Raw genomic sequence first — 12,409 nt, 5'->3', positions numbered from 1 at the left:
GTTTTTTTTCACTGGCATGTAAGAAGAAGAAGAGGTAAAAATTATAACAGTAGAACTGATACATAACCTTAGAAAAACTAATAATTCACAGTGCAACTATGACTATAAAAAAGTTTTTCCCCTGTACCCAATGGTTCAAGCTCCTCAATGCCGAAACAGTAAAGCTTGATTTCATGGCAGGTCTTACAGGAGCTATCATTGTCCTTCCTCAGGGCGTTGCCTTTGCAACAATTGCCGGACTTCCGCCTCAATACGGACTCTATACCGCCATTGTCATCCCCATCATAGCCGCCCTCTTCGGATCATCCTACCATCTTGTTTCAGGGCCAACGACCGCCATCTCCATCATTGTCTTTGCCAGCGTCAGTCGCTTTGCGGAGGCAGGCACACCTGAATTCATCTCCATGGCACTCATGGTCACTTTTTTGGCAGGCGTATACCAGCTCATCTTTGGCGCACTACGGCTGGGATCACTGATCAACTTCGTCTCCCATTCGGTAATAACAGGCTTTACTGCTGGCTCGGCAATCTTGGTTATGACCAGCCAACTAAAAAGCGTTACCGGCATAAGCTTCGCCAAAGGCCAGTCATTCTACAATACATGGATCAGCCTCTTTGCACAGCTAGAAAAGATAAACCCCTATGCCCTCGGAATTGCCCTTGCCACCTTAGCTGTTGCTCTTATTAGCAAAAAAATATTTCCCCGCGCACCCAACCTTCTGGCCGGCATGATCTTCGGCAGCATCCTTGCCCTCTTTTTAAAAAACTACACTGAAACAATTACATTTGTGGCAGAAATCCCTGCCCAACTACCCCAGTTATCGAGCCCCACATTCAGCATGGCCTCCCTAAGAAGACTGGCCCCAGAGGGGCTGGCAATAGCACTCATCGGACTCATTGAGGCAACATCCATCAGCCGTTCTATTGCCGCCAAATCCAACCAAAAACTCGACTCAAACCAGGAATTTATCGCCCAAGGCCTGGCCAATATAACGGGAAGTTTTTTCTCATGCTATGCAGCCTCCGGCTCCTTCACCAGATCCGGCCTCAACTACGAAGCAGGGGCAAAGACCCCTCTCTCTGCCATATTTGCCGCAATCTTATTGATGCTTATCGTGCTCTTGGTTGCGCCGATGACAGCATATCTGCCTGTCTCCGCCATGGGCGGAGTTATCTTCCTGGTTGGATACAACCTAATTAATTTCAAGCAGATAAAAGAAATTATCGAACATCATCGCTCCGAGACTGCCATTCTGGCAGTCACCTTCTTCGGCACCCTCTTCGTCCACATCGAATTTGCTATCAGCTTTGGAGTACTCCTCTCCCTGATGATATTCCTGGCCAGAACCTCAACGCCGTACATCCCCTCACTTTGCCCCATCCCTACCCGAACGGGAAGCAACCACTTCATAGAGGTATGCGAGGATGTTTGCGCTGAGTGTCCCCAATTTAAAATTATCAGAATCGACACCCCGATCTACTTTGGCTCTGTAAGCTATATCCTCAACCATATCTCCAACATCATTGAAAAGGAAAAGATAAAACATATCCTGATAGTGGCTTTTGGTATAAACGGCATTGATCTCACCGGAGCAGAGGCCCTAGTCAACGAGAACAACCAACTGCGCAAAATAGGGGGCGGGCTTTACTTTGTGGACCATGACCTTGCCCACAAGGCAAGCACTGAGCACCAGTACCTGCTCGACCATATTGGTCAAAAACATTTTTTCCAGTCAAAGGTCGAGGCCATCAACACAATCTTCCAAAAGCTGGATCGAAACATATGTGCAGACTGCACCGTGCGTATATTTGCAGAGTGCCTCTCTGAAGAACACAACAAAGAACTACTGGCACTGAAAGAAGACTACTTAAAGAGAGAGCTCTATATGGGATCCTGCTCCCATGGCAAAGTACAAAAAAAAGGGGCATCTCATAAATGAGATGCCCCTTATAAAAACTCTTTTACAAAAACTTTCTAGTAAACATTGAGATACTCTTCAATTTCCCAGTTAGTCACAGCAATTCTATAACTTTCCCACTCTTTTTCCTTCGCCTCGATAAACTTCTCGAAGATATGTGCGCCCAAAGTTTCCTTGGCAAGAGGACTGCCCTTCAACTCATCAACGGCCTCCTTAAGAGAACCAGGCAATACCTTAATACCAACCTCATCCATCTCTGCATTGCTCATACTGAAGATATCCTGATCTACTGCAGCCGGAGGAGTCGCATTATTCCTCACACCATCAAGGCCGGCATTGAGTTGCATAGCCAGGGCAAGATATGGGTTACATGATGGATCGGGAGAACGCATTTCTGTACGGGTAGAGAGCCCACGAGAGGCAGGAATACGCACAAGCGCTGATCTGTTAGACGCAGACCAGGCAGCATAAACAGGAGCCTCATAACCGGGAACAAGGCGCTTATAGGAGTTTACCAAGGGATTGTTCACTGCAGTACAGACAAGTGCATGCTTAAGGGAACCGGCAATATACGAATAGGCAACAGGAGAAAGCTGAAGTGGATCAGACTCGTCAAAGAAGGCGTTGGTGCCATCAATATTAAAAAGAGACTGATTGGTGTGCATACCAGAACCATTAACACCAAAAATAGGTTTTGGCATAAAGGTCGCGTGCAAGCCATACTGACGGGCAATAGACTTCACAACCCACTTAAAGGTTACAGTATTATCCGCAGTTGCCAGGGCATCGGCATATTTAAAACTAATTTCGTGCTGTCCTTCAGCAACCTCGTGATGGGAAGCCTCGATCTCAAAGCCCATCTTCTCAAGGGTTTCAATGATTTCACGACGACAATCATTACCTGAATCTTCTGGATCAAGAGAAAAATAATTCGCCACATCATTGGTAATAGTGGTCGCACGACCTTTTTCATCTTGCTCAAAGAGAAAGAACTCTGCTTCAGTTCCAACATTCATGGTGTAACCAAGCTCTTTGGCTTCTGCAAGTACACGCTTGAGATTCACCCGTGGGCAACCCTCAAAAGGCGTCTCATCTGCCTTATGCACGTCACAGATAATCCTCGCAACGCCTCTACCATTCTTGTTTCTCCAGGGAAGCACGCAGAAGGTATTATAGTCAGGTTTGAGATACATATCTGACTCGTTAATACGAACAAAGCCATCAATGGAAGAACCATCAAACATCATCTGACCGTCGAGAGCCTTGCCAATTTGGCTTTTGGGCACAGCAACGTTTTTCATGTGTCCTAGAATATCTACAAACTGGAGGCGAAAATATTGAATATTTTCTTCCTCAACAATCTTCATAATCTCTTCTCTGGTCATCCCCGATCTCCTTTACACTGGTAGATTTTCAGCTGATTCATAATGCCTTTTGTACAGTAAACTTCATCGAAATCTTATTAACATTTCTGACAAATATTGCAACAGGCAAATTAACTTTTGTTACATGTTTGTTACTTTTTTCTATAACCAAGCCTGCCCCCCTTATACCAGAAAACAGGGAAAAATCATATTAAAGTTCCGTTTTACTTAGTGTTTTGCACAGAGCCTGAACAATATCCTCTCTCAGTGAATCTCCTAAAAGTTTTTCCCCTCGAGAATCAAGCACATAAAAAACATCAATCAACTGCTCAACCTCGGTGGCAATATAGGCCTTATAAATATTCACCCCAAAATCCGCCAAAGTTTGGGCAAGATGATAGAGCAGATGAGGACGGTCAACGGCATAAACCTCCAACACCGAATATGTATCCGAACTCTCATTATCCACCACCACCCGTGGATCTATGGCTCCGACAAGCTCAGCCTTTCGGCCATAGGTGGTCTGCCATTTCTGATAGAGTTTATGACCCAAATCAAGACGGTGCGAAAGGGCTAAATCGATATCGGCCCGGAAGCTATCCCAGTCCTTATCACTAAATCCAGCACCATCCTGAGGACGCACGGTAACCACATCAACAATGACACCATCCTCCCAGGTAAAAATTTGGGCCATGGCAACAGCAAGATTATGCAGAGCCAAAACCCCACAGAGCTTAGCCAGCAGCCCAGGACGATCGTGGGACATCAACAGTATCTTCCAATCATCCTCACCCTCAAAAACCTTCACCAAGGATTTCTGCCTGAGAAGCCTCTGGTGTTGCAAACAAAGCTGAACATGCGCGAGGACATCCTCAGAGGAAAAAGCCAACAAATAATCAGCAGGTAACACCGCCAAATCAAAGAAGAGGCCTTGGGTATCTATCTTTTCCTGCACCTGAGAACGCAACCACTCTACCCCCTGATCCACCTGCTCCTGCAGATCATCCCCGCAAGAGACAGTGGCCTGATTTTCTATGGCCGACAGCACCTTTAAGTACATCTCATGCATAAGAGAGGCCTTCCAATCACTCCAGGCCGAAGGGCCCGTAGCCCGAGAATCTGATACAGAGAGAAGATAGAGCATGGCCAGACGAGGAAGAGTTCCAACAGTTTCTGCACAACGTTGAATAAAGGCGGCATCATTCAAATCTCGACGCAGGGCATTCTCCGGGATAAAAAGGTGATAGCGGACAAGAAAGCTCAAATCATCAGCACTATCGCCAGCTAGAGCAAAACGTTCTGCCACAGCCCCCACCAACAGAGCACCTTCTTCAGAGTGATCCCTGCCAGAGCCCTTGCCTATATCATGCAGCAAAGCGGCAAGGTAAAGCAAAGATTTTTCTTCCACCAAAGCGGCCACCTGCGGAAATTCGAGAAAAACATCACGTAGCTCTGACACCGTCTGCAGAGAGTGTCGGTCAACGGTATAGATGTGATAGAGATCATGCTGGGCAAGACTTACCACCTGAGTAAATTCCGGGAGAAAGGTGGGCAACATACCCGTCTCAAGCATTACATTCAGGACGGAAAATATATCTTTTGCCTCATCAAAGAGGGCCAAAAAAGGCTTAACCATTCGTGGAGAACGACGCACCTTATCCGTTATCAGATCCATATTAGCAGCAATAAGCTTACGGGTTCGATAGTGCAGAGGCAGACCCATACGCGCCATAACCAGAAAAACTCGTATCAAGATATGAGGCTTGCCCTTAAGTTGACGCCCATCTGCAACAAGATGAATCCTCCCCTGCCGCACCTCTATTCCCTTTTCAATAAGCCTGTCCTGAAAATCTGACATATTGGTATCCAGGCCCAGAGTTTCATCGATATGATCAAAAAACAGATCTGTCACCAGAGCTATATTCTGCAAATGCGAGTAGAGATCACGCATAAAGGCCTCGACGGGAAGCATGCCTCCCCCCTCCACATAGCCAAAGGCCTCCGCCATATCAAGCTGCTGCTCAAAGTAGAGTTGATCATTTTTTCTTCCACTCATATAGTGCAAACGGATGCGCAGACGGACAAGCAAATCCCATGACTGCAGAAAGAGTCTCTTCTCATCGATTGTAAGCAGGCCAGCTTCAGCAATATCATCCAAACCTGTCAAGCCAAAGACAACCCGAGCGGTCCAGAACATGGCCTGCAGATCACGCATCCCTCCCCTGCCCTCCTTCACCTGTGGTTCAAGCAGATAACTATGGGTGCCAAAACGATCGCACCTTGCACTCCGACGCGCTTTCATCTCAATGACAAAATTCCTTCTGCAACCATCTATAAATTGCTCCCTATAGGCCAGCTGCAGATCAGCAAAAAGAGCAGCATCTCCACATATGAGACGAGCATCGAGCAGAGATACCTGGAACAGGTAGTCCCCCTCTGCATGGGCAATAGATTCGGCGATGGTACGTACACCATGACCAATATCCAGCCCCGTATCCCAAAGCGGGTACAAAACACTGTCTGCAACACCTGCCGCCTGCTCCTGTAACTCAGGAGAGTAGAGGATCATAATATCTATGTCTGAATAGGGATAAAGCTCCACTCGCCCATAACCACCAAGGGCCACAACGGCAAAACCCACATCGGCACCTGAACCGGCAAAGGATGAACGGACAAAATCATCCACAAGCAGGCTCTGTTTCCTCAAAAGCTCATTACCCGAGACACCCTGATCCCAAAGTTTTTCCAATTCTTGCCGACCTGCCTGAAATTGTAATTCCATTTACACAGCTTCCTTATTTTCTTCACCGGTACGTACTCGCACTGCATACTCAATGGGTGAAACAAAAATTTTACCATCACCAATTTTTCCCGTGTAGGCATGCTCACGAATTTTTGCCACAACCTCGGTAGCCCTATCGGCTGAAACCACAATTTCCAGCTTTATCTTAGGCACGAACTCCACGACATACTCTGCCCCACGATACATTTCCGAGTGTCCCTTCTGGCGACCATAGCCCCTCACCTCAGAAATAGTCATCCCCGTAATGCCAACCTCAGACAGGGCAGATTTCACGTCATCAAGTTTGAATGGTTTTATTATTGCCTCTATCTTTTTCATCAACACAGTCTCTTTTCTTTCTATTTTTGTTCACAGGGAAAAGCCAGAACCTCCCCTGCCCGCAACAAGCAAACATATCAACCCAACTATCTTACCATAGTCAGCAGAGCAGAAGGGTAGGATTTATCCTCCCTAAAAAAGTAACAGGAAATATCCGGAAAAAGATAACTTCTTCCGGAAAAGAGCTCGGCGAAACGACAATGATTATTATTATTGACGCTATCCCACGAGTAGTTTATATATGCCAATAAAAGTAAAAGGATAGTTTACTGTTGATTCCAGCAACAAGAAACGCTTTAATTTTTATATCTTAACTTTGCAGATCCTACAAAAGGCGCCACATGTCCAACCATATTCCAATAAAGATCTTTCGATTCTATCGCGATGGCTTTCGACATATGACCGTGGGAAAAGCCCTATGGAAGATCATCTTAATTAAGTTGTTTATAATATTTGCAATTCTTAAAATATTCTTTTTTCCGAACTACCTTAATACAAACTTTACCACGAACCAAGAACGGGCAGAGCATGTGATGGAACAAATTACAACGCCCGCTAAAGACAAATTATAAAGAAGGAGCGTTTCATGGGTGAAATTGATCTAAGTTTAGTGAACTGGTCCCGGGCCCAGTTTGCTCTAACAGCACTTTATCACTGGATTTTCGTCCCACTTACCCTGGGGCTTTCATTCCTCTGTGCTTTTTTTGAGACTATCTATGTCAAAACAGGCAGAGAGGAGTGGAAGAATATCACAAAGTTTTGGATGACACTCTTCGGTATCAACTTTGCCATTGGCGTTGCCACCGGAATCATCCTGGAGTTTCAATTCGGCACCAACTGGTCCAACTATTCCTGGATGGTGGGTGATATCTTTGGGGCACCACTGGCAATTGAGGGAATCCTTGCCTTTTTCCTGGAAGCCACCTTCTTTGCCGTAATGTTCTTTGGTTGGAACCGTATTTCAAGAGGATCCCATCTCTTTGCCACCTGGATGGTTGCCGTCGGCTCCAGTCTTTCTGCCCTGTGGATTCTGGTGGCCAATGGCTGGATGCAACACCCCGTTGGTATGGCCTTCAACCCCGATACCGTCCGCTTTGAGATGCAAAATTTTTGGGAGGTACTCCTCTCCCCGGTGGCTATTGCCAAATTCACCCATACCACAGCCTCAAGTTTTATGGTCGGATCCCTCTTTATCATCACCGTATCCAGCTGGTACCTGCTGAAAAATCGCCACACGGATATGGCCAAAAAATCTATTATTGTTGCCTCTGTTTTTGGCCTTTTGGGCACTGGATACACCGCCTTTACCGGTGACGAATCAGGTTTTGCCAACGGACACACCCAACCCATGAAGCTTGCTGCCTATGAGGGTTTATTCAACGGCCAAATCGGCACCCCCATTGTCGCCTTCGGCATACCCAACGCGGCGAAAAGGGCGGGTGACAGCCAAGAGCCCTTCCTCTTTGAAATATCCATCCCTAAGGGACTCTCCCTTCTTGCCAACCGCGATATCAACAGCTTTGTTCCGGGTATCAACGACCTCGTTTACGGCAATGCTGAACAGAATATCATGGGAGTTGAGGAAAAAATGGTCCTCGGCAAACAGGCCGTAAATAGCCTTCTCGCCTATAAAGAGGCAAAAAAAACAGATAATAAAGCTACGGCCCAAATAGCCCTGGAAGCGTTCAGGACCAACCAAAACTATCTGGGATATGGCTACCTGCAGAAAGCAGAAGAGGCCGTCCCCCCGGTCGCCCTCACCTTCTACACATTTCACATCATGGTATTTTCCGGGGTCGCCATTGGACTCCTCTTCCTTCTCTTCCTCATTACAAGCCTTAAGGGTACGCTTATGAAAAAGAGATGGCTGCTCCGTCTTGGAGTCCCCTCCTTCTTTTTGGGAATCATCGCCTCGGAATCCGGCTGGATTGTGGCAGAGGTAGGACGGCAACCATGGGCCATTCAAGATCTTATGCCGGTAAGTGTTGCCACAACCAATATTGGCGTCGGCCATGTACAGGCAAGCTTCTTTATTTTCCTCATAATTTTTACCGCATTGTTAATCGCCGAAGTTAAAATTATGCTCAAACAAATTAAAATAGGACCGGAGGGCGTATAAAATGGGTAACCTTGACATGGCAGTTTTACAACAGATATGGTGGCTTCTTGTCGCCGTTATCGGCTCTCTCTTCCTTTTTCTCAACTTTGTTCAGGGTGGACAAAGCCTCCTCTGGCAGGTTGGCAAAACCGATACAGAAAAATCACTGGTAATCAATTCCCTTGGCCGAAAATGGGAGCTGACCTTTACCACTCTGGTCCTCTTTGGCGGGGCACTTTTTGCTGCATTTCCCAAATTTTATGCCACAAGTTTTGGCGGTGCCTATTGGGTATGGATGCTGATTCTCTTCACCTTCATCCTCCAGGCCGTGAGCTTTGAATACCGGAAAAAGCCAGACAATCTCTATGGTTCAAGCACCTACGAATTTTTCCTGCTGATCAATGGCACCCTCGGCATTCTCCTTATCGGCGCAGCCGTGGGCACCTTCTTCACCGGCTCAAACTTCACCCTCAATGACTTTAACCAGGTGAGTTGGACACATCCACTGCGGGGTCTGGAGGCGGCATTCTCCCTCTTTAATCTCTCCTTCGGTCTCTTTCTGGTCTTCAACTCCCGGGTACTGGGCTCCCTCTACCTGCTCAACAATATCGATCTCACCGACATGGAGGCGTTGGAGAGACGCCTGCGCAAGGCCTGCCTTACAAACCTCATCTGCGCCCTGCCTTTCCTTCTCTATCTCCTGATCAGCCTCCTCACCATGGACGGTTTTGGCGTAGGCAGCGATGGCGCTGTGAGCATGGTCGCCCATAAATACCTGCAAAACCTCACGGCCATGCCCATCACCCTCGGCCTGTTATTACTTGGCCTTATTCTCATAATCTATGCAGTATTCATCACCGCTTTCAAAAAAAGCTACAGGGCTATCTGGCCTGCAGGCCTCGGCACCTTCTTCGTCGGCCTGGCCCTCTTCTTTACTGCGGGCTACAACGGTACATCCTTTTATCCATCAAAGGTTGATCTGCAATCAAGCCTAACCATTTACAATGCCTCATCAAGCCACTACACCCTTGCCACCATGGCCTATGTAGCCCTCATCATCCCATTTGTTCTCGCCTATATTATCTACTTTTGGAAACAGATGGATAACAAGAAGTTAAGTCTTGAGGATATTAACGATAAAAAAGCTTATTAAGCAAAGGAGTTCGATATGATAGGAGTATTACTTATTGGCTGGATCGCCCTCCCCCTCGTCTCCTACAGGCTGATCATCTTCGCCCTGAAAAAGAGCAATAATTTATAAAAAAAAAGCCCCAACCTCGTTTAGAGGTTGGGGCTTTTTTCTTTTTAACTTAACGAACCCGCTCTACCCGAGCATGGTCTCTACTGGCCATTCGTGCGTAATGCAGGGCAGGGTAGCCAAAGCACATAGCATAGCAGAGATGATGGCCCTCAGGAATACCCAGACGTTTTTGCATGGCGGGGACAAGATCCCTCAGGGCAATTGTAGCTAGCCCATCCCAGAGAGTACCTACCCCATGGCTTTGGGCGTAAAGCTCGAAGGTGGTCATGGCAATGACAGCATCCTGCATTGGCGTCGGCAGATCATCTGCTGCCGATACCACCAAAAGATGCGGTGCCTTACAGAAGAGAACATCATACCCTTCCTCCCAGGCCGAGGGAAACTTAGCAAAGGCGCTATAGTCTTCATCAATCAGTCCTCCCTCATCAAGGCGCTGAATCTCCGCCAGCATCTCCTGCCGAATATCAGCCAGGACCGCCTTGTCATCAACTACACTAAAGAGCAAACCACGGACATTTCTACCCGTCGGGGCCTGCCAGGCTGTATCTAAGAGATCGTCTATGAGTTCCGGAGCAAGATTACGGTTTTGATAATTTCGGATAGAACGTCTGCCCCGAATAAGCATCTCCATCTGGGCAGGTTTGGGCAAAAGGTCACGAGATATCTCTTTTGCCTGCAAGGGATCATGACCAAGAATAGAGAGAGCAGCCTCATCACAAACGGCAAAACAGTGCAAACAGCCGATACAAAACTGTTGCTTTCGCCGGGCAAGAAGAGGAATACCGTCTCGCATCTCCAGAAGTGAAAGAGGACAATCGGCAACGCATTGACCACAGCCGATACATTTTCCCTCATCTACAGTAAAATCAACCATTAAATCCTCCCTGTAATTTACGCTACTGCCCTAACAATCTCTGCATCAAAATAGTTCATTGCCATCCCCGCATCCACCACAATTGTTTGACCAACAATCCCAGATGAACGCTCTGAAAGAAGAAAGGTGGCAGTGTCTGCCGCCTCCGTCGTCTTCAGGGACTTTTTCCGTGGAATCACCTTCTCGGCATAGAGATAACTATCCACATAGCCAGGAACCCCAGCTGAGGCCGAGGTCTTGAGAAGACTGGGGGCCACGGCATTAAAACGAATAGCAGAAAAGGCAGAAAAGGACTTGGTCAAAAAGCAGAGTGACGAATCAAGGGCCGCCTTAATAGGAGCCATATATCCATAATTTTCTGCAGCCATCTTAGTGGTCGAAATAGAGATGGTCAGCACCGATGCCGTGGGAGCCAAAAGTCCCTTAAAGTGGTTGGCAATACTGATAAAGGAAAAGCAGGAAATGTTCACTGCCTGAAGAAAATCCTTTTTCAAGGTCTCGTGAAAAGGTTTTAACCCTTCCGAGTAGTTGGCAAAGGCAATGGAGTGGACAATACCATCAATCTGAGTCTCTCCCAAAAGTGCCTTAATTTTATCACGTACTGCCACTATATTTTCTTCCTCTTCAACATCACAGATAAAGACGGAACTTTCTGGAAAAAGTTTCTGCGCAGTTTCAAGGCGCTGTTCTGAACGAACCACATGTATAACCCGGGCGCCCGCTGCCACTAAATTTTTGCCTATAGCGCAGGCGATTGATTTTTTATTGGCAAGGCCAAAAATCACAAAGGTTTTATCTCGTACACCTAAAAAATCCATTTTACATCTCCCTCAAAATATAGCAAAAAATGCCCGCAACGAACCTATCAAGCACCGAGCACCAGACCAACGGCAAAACCAAGACTGAACATCAGCGATAACTTTGCTGTCTTGGCCAGGGTGCTATTCAACTCCGTGCCCAGACAATGCTCCACCTCACCCCATAACTTTATAGCAAGAGGGAGAGAGAAAAATGGCATCAGAATAAAATAGCTCGTTCCTGTTAAAAACATGACAAGAGGGACGAGATAGGCACAGAGCAGAAGAAGCCTATATTCGAGAATAGTCCTCGAACGACCCAAAATAACGGCCAGGGTCTTTTTACCACTCCTGCTATCGGTATCAATATCGCGAAGATTATTAATCACCATTATAGCCGTAATCAGCAGGCCCGGCGGAATGGCAACCAAAAAGGCCGAAGCCACCAGTTGAGCGGCAAGGATAAAATAGGTGCCACAAACGGCAATAAGTCCAAAGAAGATAAAGACAAAGATCTCACCAAGGCCATTAGAGGCTAAGGGATAAGGCCCGCCGCTGTAACCGAGTGCGCCCAACACGGAGGCAATCATCACCATAACTATTGGCCAGCCGGCGACAGAGGAGAGATAAGAGAAAACGAGCACCGCCAAGACAAGGGCGAGAGCCATTGCCCATTTAACCTGAGCGGCAGGAATAAGTCCACTCTGGGTAACCCGAACAGGCCCCAGTCTCTCTGCTGAATCAATATTATTTTTTGCATCGAAATAATCGTTGGCAAAGTTAACAGCTATCTGCAGGAGCAGGGCGCCAAGCAGACAGGCAAGCATAAGCAGAGGATGAAAAAAACCATCGGAAAAGGCCGCTGCGCTACCGACGAGTACAGGGGCCACCGCCGCAGGCAGGGTTTTGGGACGTATTGCCAATAGCCACAGATCCCATTTTGTAAGCTTTTCATTTTCCATAGGGGGTACACCT

Annotated in this window: 10 protein-coding genes; 4 read left to right on the top strand and 6 right to left on the bottom strand. The window is 47.1% G+C overall.

The genetic code is table 11. From position 1 onward, the window contains the following. Positions 1–98: 98 nt before the first annotated feature. Complete coding sequence (locus tag DP_RS04685) at positions 99–1,940, top strand: SulP family inorganic anion transporter (RefSeq protein WP_011188174.1); 1,842 nt, start codon at positions 99–101, stop codon at positions 1,938–1,940. Between the two features lie 35 nt (positions 1,941–1,975). Here DP_RS04685 and glnA read toward each other — a convergent pair whose 3' ends face one another. The 3 genes from glnA to DP_RS04670 form a co-directional block, all read right to left on the bottom strand. Beyond that, positions 1,976–3,304, bottom strand: a complete 1,329-nt coding sequence (gene glnA, locus DP_RS04680) for a type I glutamate--ammonia ligase (RefSeq protein ID WP_011188173.1) — start codon at positions 3,302–3,304, stop codon at positions 1,976–1,978. Between the two features lie 190 nt (positions 3,305–3,494). Further along, positions 3,495–6,065, bottom strand: a complete 2,571-nt coding sequence (gene glnD / locus DP_RS04675) for a [protein-PII] uridylyltransferase (RefSeq protein WP_011188172.1) — start codon at positions 6,063–6,065, stop codon at positions 3,495–3,497. Continuing rightward, the gene (locus DP_RS04670; RefSeq protein ID WP_041277624.1) at positions 6,066–6,404 is read right to left on the bottom strand and encodes a P-II family nitrogen regulator; all 339 of its coding nucleotides are present in this window, start codon (positions 6,402–6,404) and stop codon (positions 6,066–6,068) included. A gap of 341 nt (positions 6,405–6,745) precedes the next feature. Between DP_RS04670 and DP_RS04665 the strand changes: the two genes are divergently transcribed. Genes DP_RS04665 through cydB form a run of 3 tightly spaced genes read left to right on the top strand, consistent with a single transcriptional unit; the run spans position 6,746 to position 9,655 of the window. Continuing rightward, a complete protein-coding gene (locus tag DP_RS04665; protein ID WP_011188170.1) occupies positions 6,746–6,976 on the top strand; it encodes a DUF4492 domain-containing protein in 231 nt (76 codons plus the stop codon). 14 nt (positions 6,977–6,990) lie between these two features. After that, a complete protein-coding gene (locus DP_RS04660) occupies positions 6,991–8,523 on the top strand; it encodes a cytochrome ubiquinol oxidase subunit I (RefSeq protein ID WP_011188169.1) in 1,533 nt (510 codons plus the stop codon). A gap of 1 nt (position 8,524) precedes the next feature. Further along, positions 8,525–9,655, top strand: coding sequence for a cytochrome d ubiquinol oxidase subunit II (gene cydB, locus DP_RS04655; RefSeq protein WP_011188168.1), 1,131 nt, complete (start codon positions 8,525–8,527; stop codon positions 9,653–9,655). 157 nt (positions 9,656–9,812) lie between these two features. Here the strand turns inward: cydB and DP_RS04650 are convergent, their stop codons facing one another. From DP_RS04650 to DP_RS04640, 3 genes are read right to left on the bottom strand one after another with little or no spacing between them, the layout of a single operon-like run. After that, positions 9,813–10,637 carry a nitroreductase family protein gene (locus DP_RS04650; RefSeq protein WP_011188167.1) on the bottom strand — a complete coding sequence of 275 codons (825 nt, stop codon included), beginning with the start codon at positions 10,635–10,637 and terminating at the stop codon, positions 9,813–9,815. Positions 10,638–10,654: 17 nt separating this feature from the next. Next, positions 10,655–11,455, bottom strand: coding sequence for an enoyl-ACP reductase FabI (locus DP_RS04645; RefSeq protein WP_011188166.1), 801 nt, complete (start codon positions 11,453–11,455; stop codon positions 10,655–10,657). 47 nt (positions 11,456–11,502) lie between these two features. Beyond that, a complete protein-coding gene (locus tag DP_RS04640) occupies positions 11,503–12,396 on the bottom strand; it encodes a 1,4-dihydroxy-2-naphthoate polyprenyltransferase (protein ID WP_011188165.1) in 894 nt (297 codons plus the stop codon). Positions 12,397–12,409 lie beyond the last annotated feature (13 nt).

The organism is Desulfotalea psychrophila LSv54 (assembly GCF_000025945.1).
Taxonomy (GTDB): Bacteria; Desulfobacterota; Desulfobulbia; order Desulfobulbales; family Desulfocapsaceae; genus Desulfotalea; species Desulfotalea psychrophila.
Note: the sequence above shows the minus strand (reverse complement) of the source record. Positions and strands in the feature narration are given on the sequence as shown.